Source organism: Chryseobacterium aurantiacum (assembly GCF_003020585.1).
GTDB lineage: Bacteria > Bacteroidota > Bacteroidia > Flavobacteriales > Weeksellaceae > Chryseobacterium > Chryseobacterium aurantiacum.
Genome location: NZ_PXUE01000001.1, coordinates 451,379 through 475,223 on the forward strand (window position 1 = coordinate 451,379; position 23,845 = coordinate 475,223).

General features: G+C 35.5%; 24 protein-coding genes. 6 read left to right on the forward strand and 18 right to left on the reverse strand.

Features of this window, described 5'->3' with window-relative positions:
- Positions 1 to 12: 12 nt before the first annotated feature.
- The 3 genes from C7D53_RS02010 to C7D53_RS02020 form a co-directional block, all read right to left on the reverse strand.
- On the reverse strand, positions 13 to 861 hold the full coding sequence (locus C7D53_RS02010; RefSeq protein WP_106914729.1) for a M12 family metallopeptidase: 849 nt from the start codon (positions 859 to 861) through the stop codon (positions 13 to 15).
- Positions 862 to 1,076: 215 nt separating this feature from the next.
- Positions 1,077 to 1,505: a hypothetical protein gene (locus C7D53_RS02015; protein WP_106914730.1), complete on the reverse strand. Its 429-nt coding sequence runs from the start codon at positions 1,503 to 1,505 to the stop codon at positions 1,077 to 1,079.
- Between the two features lie 44 nt (positions 1,506 to 1,549).
- Positions 1,550 to 2,029 (reverse strand): hypothetical protein, encoded by a 480-nt coding sequence (locus tag C7D53_RS02020; protein ID WP_162926056.1) that lies wholly within the window; start codon positions 2,027 to 2,029, stop codon positions 1,550 to 1,552.
- A 284-nt stretch (positions 2,030 to 2,313) separates the two neighbouring features.
- On the opposite strand from C7D53_RS02020, the gene C7D53_RS02025 reads away from it, so the two are divergent.
- The 3 genes from C7D53_RS02025 (at position 2,314) to C7D53_RS02035 (ending at position 5,191) form a co-directional block, all read left to right on the forward strand.
- A complete protein-coding gene (locus tag C7D53_RS02025) occupies positions 2,314 to 3,318 on the forward strand; it encodes an LLM class flavin-dependent oxidoreductase (RefSeq protein WP_106914732.1) in 1,005 nt (334 codons plus the stop codon).
- Between the two features lie 67 nt (positions 3,319 to 3,385).
- A complete protein-coding gene (ribB, locus tag C7D53_RS02030) occupies positions 3,386 to 4,507 on the forward strand; it encodes a 3,4-dihydroxy-2-butanone-4-phosphate synthase (RefSeq protein ID WP_106914733.1) in 1,122 nt (373 codons plus the stop codon).
- Positions 4,508 to 4,609: 102 nt separating this feature from the next.
- Entirely contained in the window at positions 4,610 to 5,191 is a 582-nt protein-coding gene (locus tag C7D53_RS02035) for a Crp/Fnr family transcriptional regulator (RefSeq protein WP_106914734.1), read from the forward strand.
- A gap of 117 nt (positions 5,192 to 5,308) precedes the next feature.
- Here the strand turns inward: C7D53_RS02035 and fmt are convergent, their stop codons facing one another.
- The 6 genes from fmt to folK all read right to left on the reverse strand — a co-directional run bounded on the left by fmt (position 5,309) and on the right by folK (position 13,153).
- Positions 5,309 to 6,259 carry a methionyl-tRNA formyltransferase gene (gene fmt / locus C7D53_RS02040; protein WP_106914735.1) on the reverse strand — a complete coding sequence of 317 codons (951 nt, stop codon included), beginning with the start codon at positions 6,257 to 6,259 and terminating at the stop codon, positions 5,309 to 5,311.
- A gap of 131 nt (positions 6,260 to 6,390) precedes the next feature.
- Positions 6,391 to 8,298 carry a RecQ family ATP-dependent DNA helicase gene (locus C7D53_RS02045; protein WP_106914736.1) on the reverse strand — a complete coding sequence of 636 codons (1,908 nt, stop codon included), beginning with the start codon at positions 8,296 to 8,298 and terminating at the stop codon, positions 6,391 to 6,393.
- A 78-nt stretch (positions 8,299 to 8,376) separates the two neighbouring features.
- Positions 8,377 to 9,816, reverse strand: coding sequence for an OmpA family protein (locus tag C7D53_RS02050; RefSeq protein WP_106914737.1), 1,440 nt, complete (start codon positions 9,814 to 9,816; stop codon positions 8,377 to 8,379).
- A 212-nt stretch (positions 9,817 to 10,028) separates the two neighbouring features.
- Positions 10,029 to 11,552, reverse strand: coding sequence for an OmpA family protein (locus C7D53_RS02055; RefSeq protein ID WP_106914738.1), 1,524 nt, complete (start codon positions 11,550 to 11,552; stop codon positions 10,029 to 10,031).
- 51 nt (positions 11,553 to 11,603) lie between these two features.
- Complete coding sequence (locus C7D53_RS02060; protein ID WP_106914739.1) at positions 11,604 to 12,719, reverse strand: outer membrane beta-barrel protein; 1,116 nt, start codon at positions 12,717 to 12,719, stop codon at positions 11,604 to 11,606.
- Positions 12,720 to 12,736: 17 nt separating this feature from the next.
- Positions 12,737 to 13,153 carry a 2-amino-4-hydroxy-6-hydroxymethyldihydropteridine diphosphokinase gene (gene folK, locus C7D53_RS02065; RefSeq protein ID WP_106914740.1) on the reverse strand — a complete coding sequence of 139 codons (417 nt, stop codon included), beginning with the start codon at positions 13,151 to 13,153 and terminating at the stop codon, positions 12,737 to 12,739.
- A gap of 21 nt (positions 13,154 to 13,174) precedes the next feature.
- Here folK and sppA point away from each other — a divergent pair, with 21 nt between their 5' ends.
- A complete protein-coding gene (gene sppA, locus C7D53_RS02070; RefSeq protein ID WP_106914741.1) occupies positions 13,175 to 14,935 on the forward strand; it encodes a signal peptide peptidase SppA in 1,761 nt (586 codons plus the stop codon).
- A gap of 70 nt (positions 14,936 to 15,005) precedes the next feature.
- Here sppA and C7D53_RS02075 read toward each other — a convergent pair whose 3' ends face one another.
- The 6 genes from C7D53_RS02075 to rpmB form a co-directional block, all read right to left on the reverse strand.
- On the reverse strand, positions 15,006 to 15,260 hold the full coding sequence (locus tag C7D53_RS02075) for a GlsB/YeaQ/YmgE family stress response membrane protein (protein WP_106914742.1): 255 nt from the start codon (positions 15,258 to 15,260) through the stop codon (positions 15,006 to 15,008).
- A 69-nt stretch (positions 15,261 to 15,329) separates the two neighbouring features.
- Positions 15,330 to 16,283 carry a signal recognition particle-docking protein FtsY gene (ftsY, locus tag C7D53_RS02080; RefSeq protein ID WP_106914743.1) on the reverse strand — a complete coding sequence of 318 codons (954 nt, stop codon included), beginning with the start codon at positions 16,281 to 16,283 and terminating at the stop codon, positions 15,330 to 15,332.
- A 15-nt stretch (positions 16,284 to 16,298) separates the two neighbouring features.
- Complete coding sequence (locus C7D53_RS02085) at positions 16,299 to 16,769, reverse strand: RidA family protein (protein WP_106914744.1); 471 nt, start codon at positions 16,767 to 16,769, stop codon at positions 16,299 to 16,301.
- An 89-nt stretch (positions 16,770 to 16,858) separates the two neighbouring features.
- Positions 16,859 to 17,011 carry a DUF4295 domain-containing protein gene (locus tag C7D53_RS02090; RefSeq protein WP_002976755.1) on the reverse strand — a complete coding sequence of 51 codons (153 nt, stop codon included), beginning with the start codon at positions 17,009 to 17,011 and terminating at the stop codon, positions 16,859 to 16,861.
- A gap of 20 nt (positions 17,012 to 17,031) precedes the next feature.
- A complete protein-coding gene (gene rpmG / locus C7D53_RS02095; protein ID WP_027373683.1) occupies positions 17,032 to 17,214 on the reverse strand; it encodes a 50S ribosomal protein L33 in 183 nt (60 codons plus the stop codon).
- 6 nt (positions 17,215 to 17,220) lie between these two features.
- Positions 17,221 to 17,463: a 50S ribosomal protein L28 gene (gene rpmB, locus C7D53_RS02100; protein ID WP_002976757.1), complete on the reverse strand. Its 243-nt coding sequence runs from the start codon at positions 17,461 to 17,463 to the stop codon at positions 17,221 to 17,223.
- Between the two features lie 242 nt (positions 17,464 to 17,705).
- Here rpmB and C7D53_RS02105 point away from each other — a divergent pair, with 242 nt between their 5' ends.
- Positions 17,706 to 19,424, forward strand: a complete 1,719-nt coding sequence (locus C7D53_RS02105; protein ID WP_228422147.1) for a T9SS type A sorting domain-containing protein — start codon at positions 17,706 to 17,708, stop codon at positions 19,422 to 19,424.
- Positions 19,425 to 19,650: 226 nt separating this feature from the next.
- On the opposite strand, the gene lnt is transcribed toward C7D53_RS02105, so the two are convergent.
- The gene (gene lnt, locus C7D53_RS02110; RefSeq protein WP_106914746.1) at positions 19,651 to 21,285 is read right to left on the reverse strand and encodes an apolipoprotein N-acyltransferase; all 1,635 of its coding nucleotides are present in this window, start codon (positions 21,283 to 21,285) and stop codon (positions 19,651 to 19,653) included.
- A gap of 55 nt (positions 21,286 to 21,340) precedes the next feature.
- On the opposite strand from lnt, the gene C7D53_RS02115 reads away from it, so the two are divergent.
- Complete coding sequence (locus C7D53_RS02115) at positions 21,341 to 21,763, forward strand: VanZ family protein (RefSeq protein ID WP_106914747.1); 423 nt, start codon at positions 21,341 to 21,343, stop codon at positions 21,761 to 21,763.
- Here C7D53_RS02115 and proC read toward each other — a convergent pair.
- Both proC and C7D53_RS02125 read right to left on the reverse strand, forming a co-directional pair.
- Positions 21,744 to 22,547, reverse strand: a complete 804-nt coding sequence (gene proC / locus C7D53_RS02120; RefSeq protein WP_106914748.1) for a pyrroline-5-carboxylate reductase — start codon at positions 22,545 to 22,547, stop codon at positions 21,744 to 21,746. The two genes, C7D53_RS02115 and proC, sit on opposite strands and share 20 nt — an antisense overlap.
- A gap of 148 nt (positions 22,548 to 22,695) precedes the next feature.
- The gene (locus tag C7D53_RS02125) at positions 22,696 to 23,844 is read right to left on the reverse strand and encodes a cytochrome-c peroxidase (protein ID WP_106914749.1); all 1,149 of its coding nucleotides are present in this window, start codon (positions 23,842 to 23,844) and stop codon (positions 22,696 to 22,698) included.
- Position 23,845 lies beyond the last annotated feature (1 nt).

The window sequence follows — 23,845 nt, forward strand, 5'->3', positions numbered from 1 at the left end:
TGATATTGTATATTATGGATACATCGTATTGATGGTGTTGATATCTCCGGTTGTAAAGCCGGTTCTATTATATGTAAAGGTGGTATTATTGGCTCTTTTGATGGTGGGTTGTCCATTTTTAGAATAAGAATTTGGCCAATACATCATTACTGAATTAATATTAAAAGGACCTATGTCTGTTCCTGAGTTGTAGATATTGAAATTATAGGCCTGTCCATCCTGAATATTATTCCACTGAATACTAAGATACTGATCCCTGTCTTTACGGGAATGTTCATGATAAAGCCCTACTGTATGCCCCATTTCATGAATGACTGATCCTACAGAAATGTATTGATCCAAAGAAACAGTCTGTTTTCCGCCCTGATAACCTATATGTGCCCATCCATCTGCTCCGGATGAACTTCCGAAAATAAATTCTACATAATTACTCTGATTGGTGCGGGGAATCCATTGGGTATTGGTTTTAGAATTATACTCACTAACAGCGGTATTGATTTTATTTACGTTGATAGAACCCATGTTGCTTGCAACAGTATAATAAATTTTACCTCCCGGCCATCTTGAAAAACTGGCCCCTCCTTTATTGGATGAACCTCCCTCTGTTAATTGCTGGTCCGTAAGAACGATATCTCCCTGAAAGAAATTCATCCCATTTTTTTTCTCATAATTAATCTCCTGACCATTCAATTGGCCTTTTATAACATTTTCCATATTGGAAGCCGTTGTTTGTGCTTCTGCTGCTATCTCTTCATTATTTTTACTACAAGAAATTAAAGTAGCTGCAACAATAAAACTCATGAAGATTGTTCTTTTAGTCAGTGTCTTCTGAGAAAATAAGTCATTATGTTGTCTGTTCATATTAATATTTTTAAAATGGTGTCAAATGTGGTGTGGCTAAATTTTAATACTAATATAATAATTTATTTCTCTTATCAATGAATTATATGTGTTAAAATATTGTGTTTTTTGATGATTATTAGTTTCTTGCGTAGTAAATAAAAATTGTAAATAATAAAAAAGAGATTTTGGCTACTGTCAAAATCTCTTATATTTTTATGAAAATAAAATCACTATTATTTTCTAGTCATTGCTTCAAAATAAAGTTTTACATTTTCCCAGTTTTGATCTCTTTTTGAATGATATCCAATAAATCTCTTTTCTCTGTCTTCAATTTCTTGAGGAAGTTCAATAAATTCTCCCGCGATATTTTTTAAATCCTCTTCTTTTGCATAAAAGATGATTTCGTATCGATTTTTGTGAAGAGTAATTGCTGTGACTTTAATCTTAGAAATAGCCATTATTCTCTGGACAATTTCAATCATTAATTGCTGAAGATGGGCTTCATCGTTTTCAACATCATCAAATTTTTGCAGCTCAACACGCCAACACCAGCTGAAGTCACCTTTATTAGGGTCATCCATTACACTCGTATTGATCCATAATTCAAAAGGGTGATTGTCTATGTTAAATATTCTTCTTTTGAATTTTACTTCTTCTTTCATAAGTTTATATAATATTAGTTTTTCAAATATAATAAAGATAATGGTTAGGAAATTTTTATTTCTCCCTCACATAAGGTTTCATAATCACCGTAAATAGAATCAAATCCATTATTCAATGTCCATTCATGATGATAGATAAAAGATATATAATTCCCAATATAAGGTCGGGGCTTTTTGTTGATTTCAGCATATTTATACTCTATCCATATCAATAAAGAATCATTTTCTTTCGGTTGATAACTTTCAAATACAGCTTTTGAGTTGAGTAACGATAGAATAGGTTCATGCGATAACCCACTAGTCAATTGAGTGCTTGAAGACCTATACTGAAAATCAATTCCGTTATCTTCCTCCATTTTTAGAAATCGGGACAGTCTCCACAGAATAGAAGTTTCTTCATATTGGGATTTTGTCAGTTTAATTTTATTCTTTCCTGTATTCTTATTGTGAATTGATTTTCTGTCCTCTATTGAAGCTTCTGACTCTTTCATGATAAAATCAATTCTGGATTCTGAATTTGTCATGGTTTTCTTCAATTGATTTGACGTTTTTTGATTTTTTCTACAGGTTCCAAATATACAAAATGAATTAAAAATGCTAAGCTTGAAAATGTATAAGTAAAATAGGTTAAATAAAAATTGAATTTCAATAGTTTTTCCCTGAACTAAGCAATCAATCCTATCAATTACAAAAAGTAACTAATGCAGTTTTTATGTTTTAAATTTGTTTGGTTTTTAAAAACCCAATTTAGAATTATGAAATCAATAAAGGAGATTCCGTATCACCTTTTGAAAATTAGCTTCTCAATATGAAAAATTTTGAAATTTCTGTTTTAGATCTTGCACCGGTAAAGCAAGATAAAAGCATTCATGATACTTTTCAGGACAGTCTGTCCTTAGCCAATCACACTGAAAACTTAGACTATAAAAGATTTTGGCTGGCTGAGCATCACAATATGGAAAGCATTGCCAGTTCTGCTACCTCTGTTTTAATTGGTTTTATTGCCAATGGAACAAAAAAAATAAGAGTAGGGTCAGGAGGAATAATGCTTCCGAATCACAGTTCTCTGATTATTGCTGAACAATTTGGTACACTGGAGTCTCTTTTCCCGGGAAGAATTGATCTTGGGGTAGGAAGAGCGCCCGGAACTGATGGTTTAACAGCGCAGGCACTAGGGAGAAATCCAGCGATCATTAATGAACAGTTTCCAAGACAAATTTTGGAACTCCAAAGATATTTTTCCAGGGAAAATTCTGATGCGATGGTTCGTGCTATTCCTGGTGAGGGATTGGATATCCCTATTTATATTTTAGGATCGAGTACAGACAGTGCATGGCTGGCTGCAGAGCTTGGTCTGCCCTATGCTTTTGCAGGTCATTTTGCTCCGGAACAGATGGAAATGGCTTTTAAAATTTACAGAGAACATTTTGAACCGTCAAAATATCTGGCCGAACCCTATATCATTGCCTGTGTAAATGGAGTAGCAGCCGAAACTTCAGAAGAAGCCCATAGAATTTCCACTACTTTATTTCAGGCATTTATCAATATCGTAAGAAATGATAGAAAACCTTTTGCACCACCGGTAGATGACATGGATGATATTTGGTCTCCAATGGAAAAATCTATGGTTTTGCAGAAGCTGAGATATACTTTTATCGGAGATCAGGCAGAAGTTCAGGCAAAGCTTAAGGATTTTCAGGAAAAATTCAATGTTGATGAGCTGATGATCAATTCACATATTTATGATCATCAGAAAAGATTAAGATCCTACGAGATTTTAAGAGATGCTGTGAACTCTCTATTCAAAGCGTAATAAACCATTCATATTAATTGGCAGATGCTTATTTTTATGAGTATCTTTGCAAAAATAAAAAGTAAAAATGTCTGATATTAAATTAAATACTATTCCAGAGGCTATTGAAGACCTTAAAAATGGTAAAATAATCATAGTAGTAGATGATGAAGATAGAGAAAATGAAGGAGATTTTCTTTGTGCAGCAGAGCTGACAACACCTGAAATTATTAACTTCATGGCACTTTATGGAAGAGGACTAATCTGTATGCCGCTTCCTGAAAAAAGATGTGATGAACTAGGTCTTGAGGTGATGGTAAGCAGAAGCAGTGACCCTAAAGAAACTGCTTTTACAGTATCTGTTGACCTTCTGGGTAATGGAACTTCCACTGGTATTTCTGCAGGTGACAGAGCAAAAACTATTTTAGCTTTAATGGATGAAAAGTCCAAGCCTACAGATTTTATGAGACCGGGCCATATTTTCCCGCTTCGTGCCAGAAAAGGAGGAGTATTAAAAAGAGCAGGACATACAGAAGCTGCCATTGATCTTACGCATTTAGCAGGATTAAAAGAAGGAGGGGTAATCTGTGAGATTATGAATGAAGACGGAACAATGTCCCGTTTACCTGAACTTCACGCTTTTGCTCAAAAGCATGATATGAAGATTGTTTCTATTGAAGATTTGATTCATTATCAGCTTAAAAAAGGAAACCTTGTTGAAAGACTTGAAGAGAAAAAAGTAAAGACCCACTACGGTGATTTTGATTTTTATGCATTCAGAGAGACTTCTAACGATCAGATCCACTTTGCATTGACAAAAGGAGCATGGACAGTAGATGAGCCGGTTCTGGTAAGAGTTCAGTCTTCGGATTCTTATTTTGATGTATTAACAAGATTGAATAATGGTGAAAAACCTTTATTGGAAAAAGTAACCGGTATGGTGAACGAAGCTGGTAAAGGAGCAATTATCTTCATCAACAACGTTTCAAACTCTGAAAATACATTAAGAAAACTTCAGCAGTTCCTAAACTATCAGGATGGGCAGGAGCAGCATCCTACTTTAGCGTACAACTATAGAGATTATGGTATTGGAACGCAGATTTTAAAGAATCTAGGAATTAATAAGTTTAAAGTAATCACTCAAAACCCTAATATCAAGCCTCAGGTTGGAGGATATGATGTAGAGGTTACAGAGTTGGTACAATTATAATACGTAAATAATCAGTGGTGAATTGAGTTCACAGTAACTGATGGTTTATCATATAGAACATAAGGTTTAGGATTTTTCTAAACCTTTTTTTATTTTTGAATTATGACAGAATCTTTAAAAACGCACGTCCGGGAATATGTGGACATTTCAGATGAAAAATTGGAAAGATATTGTAATGCATTTATTCTTAGAAAAATAAAGAAAAAGGATTTTCTTTTAAAGGAAGGTCATATTTGTGAATTTGAAGGATTTGTAGTCAATGGCTGTTTTAAAGTTTCCCATACCGATCGAAATGCTTCTGAACAGATACTGTATTTTGGTATTGAGAACTGGTGGATTTCAGATATTGATAGTTTTATCAATAGTATTCCTTCAAAGCTAAATATTCAGGCTCTTGAGGATAGTGAAATTCTTCTTATATCAAAGGAAAATAAAGAAAAATTATATCAGGAAATGCCGGAAGTAGAAAGATTGATGAGGCTTAAGTTTCAAATGTCTATTATAGCGTTGCAAAGGAGAATTATAGATAATTTAAGTAAATCTTCAGAGGAACGTTATATTGAATTTTTAAAGGATTATTCAGAAACTGCCCATCGTCTTACCAATATTCAGATTGCAGCTTATTTGGGAGTAACACCGGAATTTATAAGTAGAATTCGTAGAAAAATTGTCAATAGAAATTGATTCAAAAAAACCACCTTAGTTATGATAAGTGAACTTTAAGAGGTATAAAGTTTATTTCTTACAATAACTAAAGTGGTTGAAAATTTTCTTTATTTTGAGATTTAAATAAGTATGTATTTAATCTTGTAGAGTTATTTCATCAAAGTTTCTGAAACCATTTAGGAAATCTTTCACATTCATTCTTTTTTTACCCTCTAGTTGAAGCTCCTGTGGATAATAAATCCCGTCTTCGGTATAGATTTTAAATTCATTTTTCGAAATCTCTAAGGTCGCTGGATGTTTCCCGTGGTTTGAAATTTCAAATTTACCACTGAATATTTTTAATCCTTTTTCTTCCTCGCCAATTTTTAAAGTGGTAAAAGCTGCAGGATAGGGTGACATTCCAAGGATAAATTGATGAACCGTTTTTGATGGTGCATTCCAATTGATCTTAGTATCTTCCTTAAAGATTTTATAAGCATTTTTCGGATGTTCTACTTGTGGCTGAGGTCTTTCCTCTATAGCATTCTCAGCTAGCCCGTCCAAGGTTTTTACAACCAATTCAGAACCCATTTCCATCAATCTGTCATGAAGATTTCCTGCGTTTTCATCAGACAGAATCTCTAGCTCGCTCTGAAGAAGAATATTTCCCTCATCAATTTTTTCATTAATGAAGAAAGTTGTTGCACCCGTTTTCTCTTCACCATTAATCACGGCAAAGTTAATAGGCGCTGCACCTCTATAATCAGGCAATAAAGAGGCATGAAGATTGAATGTTCCCATTTTAGGCATTTCAAAAAGAACTTTAGGCATCATTCTGAAAGCTACCACTACAAAAACATCGGCATCAAGTTTTCTCAGTTCTTCCAAAAATTCAGGATTTCTTAATTTTTCAGGTTGGAAAACAGGAATGTTATTTTCTGCAGCATATACTTTTACCGCTGATTGGTTAATCTTTTGCCCACGGCCACTTGCTTTATCTGCTACAGTTACAACACCTACCACGTTATGATGAGATTGATGAATAGCCTCCAATGAAGTTTTTGCAAACTCAGGAGTTCCTAAAAAAACGACTTTCAATGATTTCATACTACAAAGATAAGTTTTTAGTTGAAAATTGAGAAAGAGGATCGTGTTATATACTAAGTGAAGTTACAGATTTCATGATTGAAATATGTCGTTGAAATAGAATTAAATTTTTAAAATTTCACAACATTTTATTACCCCTGATTCAGAGCATATGTTCTGAAATTCAACATTCTTACCTTTCCGGAATCCAGCAGAAAGATCAGGTTTTCCAAAATACTTTCCTTGGAATGATAACTTAGCTGTACAGAAAGCTCTTCTATAGTTGAAGATTTCTTGGCCAATAGATTGATGATCTGCTGAGATATATTTTTACCAAAAATAGACTGTTTATTTTTCTCACATACAGAGCAATGTCCACAGTTTTTGGAATTTTTTTCGCCAAAATAAGCAAGAATGAGTTTCATTTTACAATAATCATTGTCTTCCACGTAAAACTTCATTTCTTCCCATTTCTGGATCTTATTTCTTTGAATATGTTCGAAAAGTTTCCAATAGGCGTTATGAATAACCCTTTCATCGCGAGGTTTTAAAAACTTTATGCTGGATAATGCTCCATCTATATACTCCAGATAATCTTTTTGTTGAAGCTCTTTCAAACGTTCCTTGATTAATGGGACACTCACTCCAATCTTATTACTTACCTGTTGTTCACTGAACAATACCTTATGGGTTGTAATTCCGGACATGGTACGGAGAAGAAGCTCTATAAAATAAGCATCTTTTTGTGGCAATTGATCTATTTCATCCGCCTTGATGAAAAGCTCTAAAGATGAAAGGCTTTTGTTGGCGTTATAATAAATGATTTCCTGATTGTGCAGGAAGTTGAGAACATTGTTGATCTTTGCTTTGGATAATCTTGTGAAGTTTTGTATTCCAACTGTATTCAGCTGAAATGTTTTTTCTGGCAGCTCAAATTCTGCAACCTGAAAGATAGAGTAGAGGTAGCTGATGATTTTTAAAAATTCTGCCTTATTAGGAATCTGATTTTTTAGGATCTGATCAAAATTCAGAAGCTCCTGTTTATTCCATAACATGAATGCAAAACTTTCCTTTCCGTCTCGTCCTGATCTTCCAATCTCCTGATAAAAATTTTCCAGTGATGGAGCAGGAGAGTAGTGAAGAACAAATCGTACATTATCCTTGTCAATACCCATTCCAAAGGCATTGGTTGAAATAAGGACTTGGTTATCGCTATTATTCCAAATGTTTTGTTTTGTATTTTTTTCTTTTGTTGTTAATCCTGCATGAAAATAATCAACATTCTTTAATTGGTTTTTTTTGAGAAACTCGGCTAAAAGTTCTGCTTCTTTTCTCGTTCTTACATATACAATTCCAGAATCGTTATTATACTTCAGAATATCAAGCACTCTTTGAAACTTATCGGAAACCTCTTCTGTAAAGATTTTGATATTGTCTCTTTTAAAACTTTTTTGAAATACAGTGGGATTTCTAAGTTCAAGTTTGTTTTTAATTTCTTTAAGAACCTTAGGAGTAGCCGTGGCAGTGAGAGCCAGACAAGGGATCTCAGGATTATTGCTTCTGAATCCTTTAATATTTTGGTAGCTGGGACGAAAATCCTGTCCCCATTCTGAAATACAATGAGCCTCATCTACAGCAATGAAAGATAATTCAATTTCCTCTATGTTTTGAAGAAACTGGGTGTTGGTCAATCTTTCCGGGGAAACATAAAGAAGCTTTGTAAGCCCTTCTTTACAACGGTTATAAATGGTCTCCGCATCATATTCGTCAAGTTCTGAGGATAAATATTCTGCTTCTATGCCTCTAAACTTAAGCTGATTCACCTGATCTTTCATTAAGGCCAGTAAAGGAGAAATGACCAGACAGGTTCCTTCCTTAAGTAAAGCCGGAAGCTGATAGCATAGTGACTTCCCGGCACCTGTAGGAAGTAGTACCAGTGTGTCTTTTTCATTAATAACAGCATTGATAATCTCTTCCTGAGAATCTCTGAAACCTGTGTAACCCCAGAAATACTTAAGAGTATCATATTTTAGCTTTTGAAAATCCTGTGAAGAAATCATGATGTAAAAATAAGGAAAGAATTATGACAAAAAAAGCCACGCAATGCGTGACTTTTGTATAATAAATTAATAAGTTTATTATTTAGCTTCGAAGTATACTCTTCTGTTTGCTCTGTTTTTCCATTCAGGGCATTTAGTTGCTGGTTCGCACTCAGGGTATTTAAGGTCTGTTTCACCTTTACCTACTGCGTTTAGTTTACCAGATTGAACTCCGTTTTTGATTAGATAACTCTTAACGTTGTTTGCTCTTCTTTCAGATAGTTTTTTGTTATAAGCATCAGTACCTCTTGTATCAGTTGCACCTACTACGTTATAAGAACCGTTTGAAGAGTTGATATAATTTACAGCATTGTTTAGAATAGGAGTATTTGAAGGTAAAATTCTGTCAGAATTTAAATCAAATTCAATTCCTTCTAATTTAGTTTCTGTTTCTACTACAGCTCCTGTAGTGGTTGTAGGACATCCATTGTTTTCAACAGGCCCAGGAACAGTTACACACTTATCGTAAAGGTCAATAACCCCATCAAGGTCTGTGTCAAGGGCAACACCAGCACCATCTACTCTTGCACCGGCAGGAGTGTCAAGCTGTCTGTCCCAATCATCACATACTCCGTCATTATCAGCATCACCTTTCTTACATACTTCAATGTCTTGATTTTTATTAGCCAATACATCAAGCTTGTAATAAATCTCCTGAAGCGGGTCATGCCACATTAAGTGAGATTCATGTTTTCCTAGTTTTAAGGAAAGACCTAACGTTGCATTGAAGAAGTTATCAGAAACCTGTTCTTCACGTCTGTTGATCGCACTGTATTTGTCACCACCACCATCAAATTCATCATCACCGGTAACAACATACATTAATCTACCTTCAATGTCAATTCTTCTGTTTACCTTAAACTTCAAACCAGCACCAGTCTGCATAAACATAGATCCAAGTTGGAAAGGCTTGATTTCAGTCATCAAACTTTGTCCCTTGATGTCTTTCTGATATGCTCTGTACGCAATGGTACCAATACCGGCATATCCGTGAAGAGCCCATCTGTAAGGAGAATGGTTATCAACTCTTCTCAAAAGATTAGAGAAGTTAATATCTCCCAAGATTGAGATTGCATCATACTGAGTTCTTGCGCCTACAGCGGTTGCGTCAGGTGCAGCATCCTTGGTATTGAACCATCCTTGTCTTGTTTCACCTCTGTCATATTGTAAGTTAATACCAAAAGCATGGGTGATTGCCTTATCAATACTTACATAAGCAGAGTATCCAAAAAGGTTTTTACCGTTACCATTCTTGATAGAGGTTAAATCTGCTGACTGCATTAGTGGTACTCCAACCCCTGCAGAAATAGACCAGTCATTAAACCTTTTTGATTGATTGGTAAATGGGGAAACATTGGCAGACCCGGAAGAAAAAGTATTTGGGTACTTTCCATTTGAAACTGCCGTTGAGTCTTGCTGCGCATAGCTGGCGGTAGGAATAGCCAATGCTAATGCAACAATTGCTAAACTTAATTTCATAGTGTTATTTTTTTAAGTTAAGTTATATTAAATGATTTTTTACGCTAAAAAGTGATTTTGTGTTATTTTTTTTCAAATCAACAATGCTAATACCTTGTTTATTTGGGACATATTGCCCTGAAAATGATATAAAGGTATGTAAAATATTTCGTAGTAGAAAAAAAATAAACCGAAAAGAACAATTCTTTTCGGTTTATGTATTTAATAAGAAATTATTTTTTCTTTTTTTTAGCAGGTGCTTTTTTAGTAGCTTTTTTTACAGGAGCATCTTCATAATCTTTCTTTTTAATAGAATCCCATTCAGAACTTTCTATAAATCTTACTGTAACTTTTCTGTCAGCTAATCTTTCAGCATCTGAAGCTGAAGCAGGTATTATTGCTTCTGCAGAACCTACACCTCTAGATTTTAATGCATTATCATTTACTCCTCTTGTTTCTAAAGCTCCAACTACAGCAGCAGCTCTTTCTTTAGATAATCTTAGGTTATATGCAGCATTACCTTTGATATCGGTATGTCCTGTTAATAGATAATTACCACCATTTTCCTTAATAATTGAAGCAGCTAAGTCAAGTTTACTATTAGACTCTGGTCTTATCGTTGCTTTATTAAAGTTAAAGTAGATATCCTTAAGTGTTTTTTCTACTTCTATCGCAGTCTCTTTATTATCTTTCTTCACTGGACATCCATTATTTTCAGCAGGGCCAGGAACAGTTACACACTTGTCGTAAAGGTCAATAACTCCATCAAGGTCTGTATCAAGGGCAACACCAGCACCATCTACTCTTGCACCGGCAGGAGTGTCAAGCTGTCTGTCCCAATCATCGCATACTCCGTCATTATCAGCATCACCTTTCTTACATACTTCAATGTCTTGCTTTTTATTAGCCAATACATCAAGCTTGTAATAAATTTCCTGAAGTGGGTCATGCCACATTAAGTGAGATTCATGTTTTCCTAATTTGAAAGAAAGACCTAACGTTGCATTGAAGAAGTTATCAGAAACTTGTTCTTCACGTTTATTGACTGCACTGTATTTGTCACCACCACCATCAAATTCATCATCACCGGTAACAACATACATTAATCTACCTTCAATGTCAATTCTTCTGTTTACCTTAAACTTCAAACCAGCACCAGCTTGCATAAACATAGATCCAAGTTGGAAAGGTTTGATTTCAGTCATTAATTTTTGTCCCTTGATGTCTTTCTGGTATGCTCTGTACGCAATGGTACCAACACCGGCATATCCGTGAAGAGCCCATCTGTAAGGAGAATGGTTATCAACTCTTCTCAAAAGATTAGAGAAGTTAATATCTCCCAAGATTGAGATTGCATCATACTGAGTTCTTGCGCCTACAGCGGTTGCGTCAGGTGCAGCATCCTTGGTATTGAACCATCCTTGTCTTGTTTCACCTCTGTCATATTGTAAGTTAATACCAAAAGCATGGGTAATTGCCTTATCAATACTTACATAAGCAGAGTATCCAAAAAGGTTTTTACCGTTACCATTCTTGATAGAGGTTAAATCTGCTGACTGCATTAGTGGTACTCCAACCCCTGCAGAAATAGACCAGTCATTAAACCTTTTTGATTGTTGAGTGAAAGGGGAAACATTTGCAGAACCAGAAGAAAAAGTATTTGGATACTTCCCATCTGTGGTTACTGCAGAGTCTTGTGCATAGCTGATAGCAGGCATCGCCAAAGCCAGTGCAGCAATTGCTAAACTTAATTTCATCGTGTATTATTTATTTTGATTTTTTGAAAAGCAGTTCTTAGCTTCTTTTTATTATTTAATTGGGCATCCGTTGTTTTCAACAGGTCCGGGAACAGTTACACACTTGTCATAAAGGTCAATAACCCCGTCAAGGTCCATATCCAAGGCAACACCAGCACCGTCTACTCTTGCTCCTGCAGGAGTGTCAAGCTGTCTGTCCCAATCATCACATACTCCATCATTATCTGCGTCTCCTTTTTCACAAACTACAAGATCAGTAGTAGCATTTTCTAGAACGCTGGTTCTGTAGTATGCTTCCTGAAGTGGATCATGCCATGCTAAGTGAGATAGGTGTTTTCCTAATTTGAAAGATACCCCTAAACTTACTGTCCATGCATTGTCTGATCTTCTGGCGTTAAGCATATTATATTTCGAACTTGTTGAACCTGGCTCATAGTCACCAGGACCAGCCCATCCGCCGCCATCAAATTCATCATCACCACTGATAATGTACATGGTTCTTGCTTCTACGTCAATAAGTTTTGAAACATTATACTTTACCCCTAAACCTCCTTGATAGAATATGGAATTAATATCCATATCTTGTTTGATAAATAAAGGAATTCTTTTTGGGCTATTGCTCCATCTGAATTCATCATTGTCATGTAAAGACGTTCTGAATCCTTGGATACCAATACCGGCATAACCGTGAATGGCCCATCTGTAAGGAGAATGATTATCAACTCTTCTCAAAAGATTAGAGAAGTTAATATCTCCCATTAGAGCAATTTGGTCAAATTGAGTTGTTGCAGTACCTACTCCGGCAAGTTGGCCGGCTGTACCAGGAAGTTGACCTGTCTGCTTTGTCTCTCCTCTCGTATACATTAAGCTTAAGCCAAAAGTATGGGAAATTTGCTTATCAACACTTATATAAGCATTGTAACCCCAGTTGGTCTTATCCTTGCGAAGGGATTTTAGATCAGAGTGTACCATAAATGCGGGACCTCCACCAACTGAAATAGACCAGTCTCTGAAACGTCTGGCTTTGTTGTTGAAAGTTTGTACATTAGCGGAACCTGAGGAAAAAGTATTAGGATACTCAGTAGAAGAGGTTACTGTAGTACTGCTATTCTGCGCGAAAGCTGCAATTGGCAAGGTAGTAGCCAATAATAATAAACCTAATTTCATACAATATGTTTTATGTTTTAAATAAAATCTTTTAATAATACTCTTGAAAAATCCCTTTCAAAAAGATGTTTGTTATGAGGGATTTCTAATCTTTCTGACTTAAAGTTTAATTCATTGTACTTAATGATATCAATATCTATTACTCTATCTGTATAGCCTCCTGATACTTTTGAATCATTAATTCTTCCCATGTCAATTTCAATTTTCTTAATACAATCAAGCAATTGAATTGGTGAAAGATGCGTGAATATTATTGTTGCAATATTACAAAAAATATTGGAACTGACAAATTCTACAGGATCAGACATTAAAAATTCGCTGGTTTGGGAAATGGTGTTTCCAGCGGTACTTATTTTCTGTAAAGCAAGCTCTATATTTTTTTTTTGATCTCCAAGGTTACTTCCTAGTAACAAAACTACCTTTTGCTGCGACATATTAGAAAATTGATTGAATTTATGAGAAGTTTCTTTAAAAATGTTTTGGCAAATATAGTAGCTATAGTTATACTTTGCGCTGTATTTTTCATCTTTTTCATTATGTTGATTGTGTTCAGTTCTATGGGAAGTGATAAGGCTGTTGCTGTGAAAAAGAACTCGGTTCTTACGATTAATTTAAAGACAAACATAATAGACAGCCCTACGGAAGAAGAGATGGGACTATTCGGTATCAGTAATCAGAATAAGAGTGTTCTTCTATATGATGCATTGGAAGCTATTAATAAAGCCAAGACTGATGATAATATTAAAGGAATCAGTATTGAGGCTGATGAGCTGAATTCAGGCTTAACACAGATTGATGATCTTAGAAATGCTATTGAGGATTTCAAGAAAAGTGGAAAATTTGTTTATGCTTATGGTAACGGGGTTTCTCAATCTGCTTATTACTTAGGGTCGGTAGCGGAGAAATATTATCTGCATCCTGCGGGAGGAATAGAATTGAAGGGACTTGCTACTGAAGTTACATTCTTTAAAGACTTTGCTGATAAATATGGAATTGGGATTGAAGTGATTCGTCACGGGAAATTTAAATCTGCGGTGGAGCCATTTTTAAGAAATGATATTTCCCCGGAAAATAAGGAACAGCTAAGTACTCTATTGAATGATCTTTGGAAAAATACTTCCTATAAAATGGCAGCATCAAGAAAGATTGATACAGTTCAGTTCAGAACGATTGTTGACAGTTTGTATGGAATGATTCCGGAGCAGGGATTAAAATATAAGCTTGCGGATAAACTTATTCAAAAAACAGAATATGAAGATCTGCTTAAAGCTAAATTAAGTTTAACAGATAAGGAAAAGCTGAATAAGATCTCTTTGACTAATTATATCAGTTCTTACGAAGATGAGGATAAATCCGGTGAAAAGGTAGCTGTATTGTATGCGTCAGGATCTATCAACAATGGAGATCAGTATAACGACATCCATTCTGAAAAATATGTAAAGTACATTAAAAAACTTCAGGATGATGATAAAGTGAAGGCGGTGGTTCTTAGAATCAACTCTCCGGGAGGAAGTGCAAATGCTTCAGATGAAATTTTATTTGAATTACAACAGCTGAAGAAGAAAAAGCCACTGGTAGTTTCATTTGGTGACTATGCTGCTTCAGGCGGATATTATGTAGCAATGGCTGCAGATAAGATTTATTCGGAGCCTAATACGCTTACCGGTTCTATCGGAGTTTTCGGAGTGTTGCCTTATTATAAGGATATTGCCAGCAAGAATGGAATTCGTGCAGATGTGGTTTCTACTAATGCTAATTCTATGTATTATTCAGGTTTGAATGGAGTAACGCCCTACGGAGTAAATATGATGACGAAAAGTGTGGAGGGTACATATAAAAGATTTGTACATTTTGTTACTCAAAACAGAAAGAAAACTTTTGAAGAGATCGATAATGTAGGTGGAGGTAGAGTATGGAGTGGGGTTCGTGCTAAGCAAATAGGATTAGTGGATGAGCTGGGAACACTGAATGATGCTGTAAAGTTTGCTGCGCAGAAAGCAGGATTAAAGTCAGCATACCAGGTTGAGTCTTTCCCTAAGAAAATGTCTCCTTTCGAGCAGATCTTTAAGGACCTGAACGAAGAAGATGTTTCCGCGAGAATCATTAAGAGTAAAATAGGAAAATCTAACTATGAGATTTTACAGCAGATTACAGACAAGAAGCTGCAGTCTGAAGTGAAAATGGAAATGCCTTACCAGATTAGAATCAACAACTAACTAAATTATATTGAACGAAAATCCCGGATCTGAATTTCAGATCCGGGATTTTATTTTTTAATAATATTGATTAACCTTTCTTTGTAGCCATTCCGTAAATCCAAAGGACAATCAGTGATCCCCCTATGGCAAGTAGCATACTTCTGAAGTCAAAACTGTCTACTGTTCCCCAGCCAAGAAAATTTCCTATAAATCCCCCAACAAAAGCTCCTATAATTCCCAGAATAATTGTTATTAGCCATCCGCCTCCTTGAGTACCAGGCATTATTAATTTAGCAATGGCTCCCGCAATAAGACCAAATATGATCCAAGTTAAAATTCCCATAGTTTTAAGATTTTAATTGTTAATATTTATTGATTTGTTTTGCTAATATAAGGGAAAACATGACATAAATCATCTCTTCTTGAAGAATGAGTCTACAAATTCCGTACCATTAAAAAGCTGTAGATCCTGCATTTTTTCGCCTACACCTATATATTTTACCGGAATTTGGAATTGGTCTGAGATTCCAATAACAACTCCTCCTTTTGCTGTTCCGTCCAGCTTTGTTACCGCCAGTGCATTCACTTCAGTAGCTGCTGTAAATTGCTTGGCTTGTTCAAATGCATTTTGTCCTGTAGAACCATCAAGAACCAATAGGATCTCATGAGGCGCATCAGGAATTACTTTCTGCATTACTCTCTTGATTTTGGAAAGTTCGTTCATCAGGTTGACTTTATTATGAAGTCTTCCTGCGGTGTCAATAATGACAACATCTGCATTTTGGGCAACAGCACTTTGTACTGTATCAAAAGCTACAGAGGCAGGGTCAGAACCCATTCCTTGTTTTACGATAGGGACATCCACTCTTTCACTCCAGATGGTAAGCTGGTCAACGGCAGCAGCTCTAAAGGTATCAGCAGCTCCTAAAACTACTTTTTTACCCTCAGATTTGAACTGGTGAGCCAGTTTTCCAATGGTTGTTGTTTTTCCAACACCGTTTACCCCTACTACCATAATTACATAGGGTTTTTTGGAAGTGTCGATATTTCCTGTTCCTGCGTGAGGGTTTTCAAGCAAAAGACCAGCAATTTCATCACGAAGAATTTTATCCAGTTCGTTTACCCCAACATATTTATCGCGGGATACACGTTCTTCAATTCTTTCTATGATCTTGATGGTGGTAGAAGCGCCTACATCGGATGCAATCAGTATTTCTTCAAGATCATCCAGAACTTCGTCATCTACTTTACTTTTACCGACAACGGCCTTCGTCATTTTTTCAAAGAATCCCTGACTGGATTTTTCCAACCCCTTATCTAAGGTTTCTTTTTCTTCTTTTTTGAAAATATTTTTAAACCAACTCATAGTTTTAGTTTGTTCTTATCTTTTGTTTTTAATTACTGCTGTGGCTTCTACCTCTATCAGGACATCATCTCTGAAAAGCTTGCTTACCTCTACAAGGCTGCTTACGGGAGGGTTTTGAAGATTGACATGTTTGTCTCTTACTTTTCTGAAATCAGGAGTTTTTGATATGTCTGTGACGAAAATCACAAGCTTCACAATATCTTTTCCTGTACCTCCGTACTCTTTCAGAATATTTTCAATATTATTGAAAATTTGCTGTGTCTGTTCCTCTACATTCTTTCCCACCAGATTTCCTGCTGAATCCAGAGGAACCTGCCCAGATAATAAAATCATTTTGGAACTTCCACAATCAATACTTACTGATTGTGATAATCCCTGAATGTTGAAAACTTTTGAAGAACTTTTATATTCTATCGTATTCATTGTTTCCTGACTATATGAAAATAGAAAAATTACTGTACAGGCCAGAATTAGAATTTTTTTCATATTTCACTGATTAATAATCTGGTGAACAAAGATAACAAAAAAACTACCCAAAATATGAGTAGTTTTTTATATTGTAAATAAAGTATTAATTATTTTTTCAAATAACCATCTACTTCATCAGCATTCATTACTTTTTCTTCGAAAACGTAAGCTCCTGATTTAGAAGACTTAACCATTTTCACCACTTTAGTCATCTTTTTAGACTGACCGCTTTGTAGGGTTGCTACTACTTTCTTTGCCATGGTAAATTATTATTTATAAATTACTTGATTTCTTTGTGAAGGGTAGATCTCTTAAGAACAGGATTGTATTTTTTTAATTCCAATCTCTCTGTAGTGTTCTTTTTGTTTTTTGTAGAAATGTATCTAGACATTCCTGGCATACCGCTTTCTTTGTGCTCTGTACATTCAAGGATTACTTGAACTCTATTTCCTTTTTTTGCCATGATTTATTAATTCTTTTTAATCAATCCGTTTCTAGTAGCTCTTTCAATAGCTTCCTCGATTCCAATCTTGTTAATCACTCTCAATCCATGAGCTGATACTTTCAGTGTAACGTGCTTATCTTGCTCCGGAAGGTAAAACTTCTTCTCTAATAAGTTAATTTCAAAACGACGCTTCGTTTTGTTATTAGCGTGAGAAACGTTGTTACCAACCATTGCACGCTTTCCTGTTATTTGGCAAATTCTTGACATATCTCGATGTTCTTATTTGTATAATATTTGAGAGTGCAAAATAACGAAGAATTTTTTAGATAGACAAATCTTTTGGAAAATATTTGCAAATAAGTGGCTGATTAATAATATTGATTTTTTAAAATACCCGAATTTCTGGGATATAGCCGAAAATCCCTGCTGATATATTTCATACAGGCTTTTTTTTAACAAAGAAATTTAATATTCTATCTTTGTTTTTAATTAATCTAAATAAGAATAACATGAAGAGAATTTACTTTCTATTGTCTATGTTTCCTGTAGGCTTGGCAGCGCAAAGCTTCAGTGAGATACAGACCGGGATGAATAATTTTTATTTTTCAGCTTCTGATATTGCTGATATCGATAATAATGGCACCCTGGATATTGTAGTCACCGGAGCAATAGATTCTGATGGAGACGGACAGCCCGATGCTACCTATAACGAAGTTTATCAGAATAATGGAACAACATTTCAGCCTTACACTGATCTTGGTGGAGATGTGACGCATTTGGGAGACGTGAAATTTATTGACTTTGATAATGACGGGTTAATGGATATAGTCTCTACAGGGCTTAGCTATATGGATATTGTGAACTATAAGCATTATAGATTTAAAAATACCGGAGTAGGTTTTGTAAAACAGCAAGAGCTTCCCGGGAAAATCTATGGTTCTATGGAAGTCTTTGATTTCAACCATGACGGAAAGCAGGATTATGCAATTAATGGAACTCAATTTGCCCATGGTAGCGGGGAGTTTAATAATACATTAGATTTTTACCGAAATACAGGAACTGGTTTTGAAGTAACTGAAAACTGGGTTAACGGAACTCAAAACGGAAGCTTTAAGGTAGTAGATTTAAACAATGATCATCTTTTGGATCTTATTGTAATTGGATCTGATATCAACGGAGATCCTGTATCTAAGGTATATATGAATCAGGGGGGAACTTTGGTTGATACACAATCTCTGGATTCTTTGATATCCGGAAAACTTGAGGTTGCAGATTTCAATGCAGATGGTTTTCAGGATGTTGTAGTGGCGGGTAAAGATCCTAATGATGATCCTTATTTTGCCATTTTAATGAATGATGGAACAGGTACATTGGTTACTCAACAAATCAGCCCTGCTGAGATTTCTGACGCATCATTAAGTGTAGGAGACTTGAATAATGACGGATATTATGATTTTATCATCTCCGGTGATATCAACTATAATGCAGTTGTAAAGACTTATTTATATAATCCGGCCAGCCAGACATTTACAGAAGGAACCGCAACAGGTATCTATAAATTGGGAGGTCCGGGAATGGTTCAATTGTTTGATTTTAATAATGATAACCACTTAGATGTTGTATTAGGCGGGTTTGATTGGTCAGATTCAGGATTGCCATCACTCACAAAAGCTTTTAAAAATAATTCCACAGCTACAAATGCAAAGCCAACAGCTCCCACCAATCTTAATCTGACAAGAAACGGAAACAGGTTCAATTTTACGTGGAGTGGTGCAACAGATGATAAAACTCCTGTTAATGCCCTGCGCTACGAAATTAAGGTGGGATCAACTCAGGGTGCGCATGACATTGCTAAATATGTAGTAACAACACCGTCATGGTTTCTGGATTTAGATCCGTCTGTACAGAATGTATACTGGAGTGTAAGAACCATTGATGCTTCAAAGGTATATTCAGATATTTCTACCGTAGGTACACTGGCAACTAAAGAAAATAATATCAATACAGAAAAACAACTTGTTATCTATCCAAACCCAACCTCTGATAAAGTTTATATTAAAGGTGAAAAGGTTTCTGAAGCTGAAGTGTATTCAATGGATGGACGAAAGCTGAATGTCATTTTAAATGGAGACCAATCTATTAATGTCTCTCATTTACCCAAAGGAGTATATCTATTAAAACTGAAAATAAAAAACGAAATAACCACGAAAAAACTTACAATTAAATAACTGAATCATTCTATCATGAGAAAAGCCAGACGTCCAGCTGGCTTTTCTCTTTTTATTTAGTGAATCTTTTGGTATTTTAAAATAAAGAAAGAATTCAATCTCTTCTAAAAAAAAATCTGCGTTATCTGCAAAATCTGCGAGAACTTATATTTCTATCGCAAATCTGGCGGATAACGCAGATTCTTATATTATATGCTGTAAAGCGAGTATAATTACTATGGTAAGACTATGCTTTCTTCATTTTAGCTTGAAACCATTTAATCAGAAAATAAAACAATAAAAACCCTAAGGCAAAGATTGAAAATCTCGAGAGAAGATCTCCCGCTCTTGAGTAAAACGTCATGTTCTCGTAAAGATTTACCTTGGCAAACAGAGTAGTTTGGTCACCATAGAAGGTATCCGCCACTATTTCACCCTTTGCATTGATGTGTGCTGAAATTCCGCTGTTGGCAGAACGGGCAATTTCTCTTCGGGTTTCTATGGCTCTCAATTTAGCATAGGATAAAAGCTGCTTGTGTCCCTCAGTAACTCCCCACCAGGAGTCATTGGTCATAATTCCTAAAAAGTTAGCTCCTTTTTTAACATAATCGGTTACAAATTCACCGTAGATACTTTCATAGCAAATAATAGGAGCAATTTTCCCTTTATTGTAAGGATTGGAAAAAGCAATTCTTTCTTTATCTGTTCCCAAGGAAGCTACCGTTCCGCCCAGATTAAGCATTGCATCACCCAGAATAGGTTTAAGAACACTCATATAAGGGAAGATTTCAACACCCGGAACAAGTTTTCCTTTGTGGTAGGCCAGTACCTTTTGCTGAGGAGCAAGCTGAATAGATGTATTGTAGCTTGTCACCCATACCCCTGGGTTAATTTGATAGGCTTCATTGGGTACTTTTGCAGGATCAAAATAAAAACGATGTGAAGAAATTCCTGTTGCAAAGACAGAACCCGGATGTTTGGATAAAAAATCCTTGATATTATTTAAAAGTAAACTCTTTTCAAAAGCTGTTTCAGAAATAGAGCCTCTTCCGGGAAGCGCTGTTTCCGGAGCAATATAGTAATCTATTTTTGTGGTAGAGTTTTTTTCCGCAAGATTAAGAAGGTCCTGTTCAATGGCTAAACTATCCTTAGAGTATTTTTCTGCGTAAGGATCAAGATCGGGTTGCAGCATCAGTACATTGACCTGTCCTGATGGTTTTTCATTAAAATTATTGTACTTAATAATTGAAATAATCATCGGAATAGCAATTAAACCTGCTACAATGGATGAGTTTCTAATCAAATCTTTTTTCTTTCTTCCGGCTTCCCATGTTCTTACAGTATAGAAAATTAAAACATTGATAAGAAGAATCCAGAAGCTTCCTCCGGTTGCTCCTAGAGTATCATACCATTGAATTAGCTTTGGATAATCTGAAAATACATTACCTAAGTTCAGCCAAGGCCAGGTAAGTTCCCATCCTAAATGGAATTTTTCAAAACTCATCCAGATGGCAATAAAGAATCCAAGTCCCCAGTACGTTCCCTGTGCATTCTTGTACCAATGATAGCATTGGAAAATAAAGGAATATAAAAGGGAATTAACAAGTACAGGAAATACTACCGCCATCAGAGAATTGCTTCCATCCGGGTTTTTAGCACCGTATAGCCATCCTGTGGTAACAATATTCCAGATGATAAAGCAAAGATAAGACAGCCCAAAGATGATCCAGCCTTTTCTTTTATAATCTGAAAATTTTGAAATTCCATGTTCCATCATCAGAAGGGGAACTAGGGCGAAAAATATAAAAAACGGAACTCCATAAGTAGGCCATGAAACCGACAGCAGCATTGCTGAAATAAGTGTAAGTAGAACGTATTTCATTAAATTATTTTAACATACAAATTTAATGTTTTTGAAATGAATATATTAGCACCTGATGTTAAAGAAAATTTATAAAATCATTATTATTCCGTATTCACTGTTTTTGCTCTACCTGATGTTTCTGGGAATGGGCAGGTTTCAGTATGAAGATAACCTGATCACAGTGGAACCAGTGTTTTCTACCATCAAATTTATTCAGGGTGCAATGTCCTGGAAAGATGTTGTAATGATTGTTGTTGGAAATATTGTCATGTTTATACCTTTTGGCTTTCTGGGATGGAACTTTCCAAATTTACGAAAGCTGAAAACATTGATTTTTACTTTTGTGTCAGCAATCGTCATTGTAGAAGCACTCCAATATTTTACAAGAATGGGAATATTTGAGGTAGATGATATCATCCTGAATACCTTTGGAGTGTATTTGGGATGGCGACTTTGTAGGTTTATTGAGAAAAAATTTAGTTATTTAGTTCTTTAGCCCTCTTTTCGGCATTTAAAATTCCTTGTTTTAAGATTTCCTTAAAGCTGTTTTCTTCAAATGTTTTTAAAGCAGCTTCCGTAGTTCCCCCTTTTGAGGCAACATCCTTAATAAGCTCTTCCAGGTTTTTTTCAGAGTTATTGATTAAGTGATAGGCGCCCAGCATGGTTTGCTTTACAAAAAGCTTGGAAAGATTCTCTTCAATTCCCATTTCTACTCCAGCTTTGATCATGGCATCAATAATATAATAAAAATAGGCGGGTCCACTTCCTGAAAGGGCGGTAACACCATCCAAAAGGTCTTCATTTTCCAGATAAACAGATCTTCCGGTACTATTCAAAAGCCTTTCAATATTGATAAGCTGACTGAATGAAATGCCATCTGCAGCGGTATAGCCTGTAATTCCCATTCCTAAAAGAGTAGGAGAGTTAGGCATGGCTCTTACCACCAATGGATGTTGTAATGATTTTTGAATTTTCTCAATATTAATTCCGGCCATGATGGATAGAACCATCTGGTTTTCCTTTAGGGGAAATTGAATATTCTGAGCAACAGTTTGGAAATCCTGTGGCTTTACAGCAATAATAATAAGGTCTGCATCCAGATCTTTTACTTCTTCAAAGGTGGAAATTTTTGACTTAGGAAATTCTTCAGCTATTTTGGAAACTTTTGATGAATTTCGAATGATAAGATGAAGATTTTCCGGCTTAATCAGTTCATACTTCAAAAATGATTTTGAAAAGGATAATCCCATGTTTCCGGCTCCCAAAATAGCTATTTTCATATTGTTTGCGTTATTTCTTAACGAAAATAATGTTTTTTATTGTGACAGGAAAGACTGTTCACGTTAAAGCCTGAAGTTATCACCATATTATTCAACGAAAAAGTCCGGTATTGTACCGGACTTTATTTTTATTGTTTTAAACCATTTCTTATTCCACGGGGAATTCCGGTCTTCTCATTTTATATTTTGTTCCTGAAAGAGCTTCCAGGAAAGAAACCAGGGCTTTTCTTTCTTCTTTCGTTAGCTTTAAAGGCTTCAATAAAGGATCAGTCACAGGATAAAGAGGGTCTTTTTGCTTGGCTTCAGGAGAAGGATCTATCATGTGCATTCCGCTGTTGTACATATTTACAACTCCTTCAAGCTCATTGAAAAGCCCGTTATGCATCCATGGCTGGGTAAGCATCAGGTCTCTCAGTTGAGGCGTTTTGAATTTACCTACATCTTCAGCATTCTTGGTGATATTATACAGTCCGAGATCTTCATATTTTCTTTTGTAATAGGTTAAACCAATATTATGGAAAGATTCGTCTGTAAGGTACTGGCCACTGTGGCAGTTCATACATCTTGCCTTGGTTCGGAAAATATGCATACCATAAATTTCCTCGTCAGATAATGCGGTGTATTTTCCTTCTAAAAATTTATCAAAACGACTTGGCTGGCTTTTGATGGTTTTCTGGAAGTCTGCAATAGCTCTTACAATTCTGTCATAGGTTACCTTTTCATCCCCATAGGCATTTTTGAAAAGCGGCTTATAACCTTTTAATGCCTGAATTTTTGCAGGTAATGTTTTTACATCCATTGCCATCTCATGATGTGCACCCAAAGGGCCTGCTGCCTGCTCTTCAAGGGTTTTTGCTCTTCCGTCCCAGAAAAACAGTTGCCTTTCCGCAATGTTATAAAGTGATATTGTATTTCTGTTTCCTTGGAGGTGATCATTTCCTAAGGCTACATGTCTTCGGTCTGACCAACCCATTTCAGGGTCATGACAAGAGCTGCATGAGATTTGATTGGACTGGGATAATTTGGGATCAAAAAATAATGTTTTCCCCAAAATAACATTGGGTTTGTCCTGCTCTGCAAAAAATGAAGAATCAGATTTAATGGGTGAAAACTCATTCCATTTTACACCATAGTCAATATTTGGTTTTGGCCATTCTGATATTGCTTTTTTATAACTTTTAACAATATCTTCAATGGTAGGATCCTGAAATCTCAGAAGATCCTGATTTACCTTAGGAGTAAAGCTTAGTAAGATCATTACAGCTCCGCCTAACCCCCAATAGATTATTTTTTTCATG

Bases quoted from the DNA above. Each gene is read 5' to 3' on its own strand.
- C7D53_RS02090 (WP_002976755.1), bottom strand. From the start codon at position 17,011: ATGGCAAAGAAAGTAGTAGCAACCCTACAAAGCGGTCAGTCTAAAAAG.
- C7D53_RS02010 (WP_106914729.1), bottom strand. From the start codon at position 861: ATGAACAGACAACATAATGACTTATTTTCTCAGAAGACACTGACTAAA.
- C7D53_RS02035 (WP_106914734.1), top strand. From the start codon at position 4,610: ATGACAGAATCTTTAAAAACGCACGTCCGGGAATATGTGGACATTTCA.
- C7D53_RS02075 (WP_106914742.1), bottom strand. From the start codon at position 15,260: ATGGGAATTTTAACTTGGATCATATTTGGTCTTATTGCGGGAGCCATT.
- C7D53_RS02105 (WP_228422147.1), top strand. From the start codon at position 17,706: ATGAAGAGAATTTACTTTCTATTGTCTATGTTTCCTGTAGGCTTGGCA.
- rpmB (WP_002976757.1), bottom strand. From the start codon at position 17,463: ATGTCAAGAATTTGCCAAATAACAGGAAAGCGTGCAATGGTTGGTAAC.
- C7D53_RS02045 (WP_106914736.1), bottom strand. From the start codon at position 8,298: ATGATTTCTTCACAGGATTTTCAAAAGCTAAAATATGATACTCTTAAG.
- sppA (WP_106914741.1), top strand. From the start codon at position 13,175: ATGAGAAGTTTCTTTAAAAATGTTTTGGCAAATATAGTAGCTATAGTT.
- C7D53_RS02060 (WP_106914739.1), bottom strand. From the start codon at position 12,719: ATGAAATTAGGTTTATTATTATTGGCTACTACCTTGCCAATTGCAGCT.
- C7D53_RS02055 (WP_106914738.1), bottom strand. From the start codon at position 11,552: ATGAAATTAAGTTTAGCAATTGCTGCACTGGCTTTGGCGATGCCTGCT.
- ftsY (WP_106914743.1), bottom strand. From the start codon at position 16,283: ATGAGTTGGTTTAAAAATATTTTCAAAAAAGAAGAAAAAGAAACCTTA.
- rpmG (WP_027373683.1), bottom strand. From the start codon at position 17,214: ATGGCAAAAAAAGGAAATAGAGTTCAAGTAATCCTTGAATGTACAGAG.
- C7D53_RS02115 (WP_106914747.1), top strand. From the start codon at position 21,341: ATGTTAAAGAAAATTTATAAAATCATTATTATTCCGTATTCACTGTTT.
- C7D53_RS02050 (WP_106914737.1), bottom strand. From the start codon at position 9,816: ATGAAATTAAGTTTAGCAATTGTTGCATTAGCATTGGCTATTCCTACC.
- lnt (WP_106914746.1), bottom strand. From the start codon at position 21,285: ATGAAATACGTTCTACTTACACTTATTTCAGCAATGCTGCTGTCGGTT.
- C7D53_RS02015 (WP_106914730.1), bottom strand. From the start codon at position 1,505: ATGAAAGAAGAAGTAAAATTCAAAAGAAGAATATTTAACATAGACAAT.
- fmt (WP_106914735.1), bottom strand. From the start codon at position 6,259: ATGAAATCATTGAAAGTCGTTTTTTTAGGAACTCCTGAGTTTGCAAAA.
- C7D53_RS02025 (WP_106914732.1), top strand. From the start codon at position 2,314: ATGAAAAATTTTGAAATTTCTGTTTTAGATCTTGCACCGGTAAAGCAA.
- C7D53_RS02020 (WP_162926056.1), bottom strand. From the start codon at position 2,029: ATGACAAATTCAGAATCCAGAATTGATTTTATCATGAAAGAGTCAGAA.
- ribB (WP_106914733.1), top strand. From the start codon at position 3,386: ATGTCTGATATTAAATTAAATACTATTCCAGAGGCTATTGAAGACCTT.
- C7D53_RS02125 (WP_106914749.1), bottom strand. From the start codon at position 23,844: ATGAAAAAAATAATCTATTGGGGGTTAGGCGGAGCTGTAATGATCTTA.
- folK (WP_106914740.1), bottom strand. From the start codon at position 13,153: ATGTCGCAGCAAAAGGTAGTTTTGTTACTAGGAAGTAACCTTGGAGAT.
- proC (WP_106914748.1), bottom strand. From the start codon at position 22,547: ATGAAAATAGCTATTTTGGGAGCCGGAAACATGGGATTATCCTTTTCA.
- C7D53_RS02085 (WP_106914744.1), bottom strand. From the start codon at position 16,769: ATGAAAAAAATTCTAATTCTGGCCTGTACAGTAATTTTTCTATTTTCA.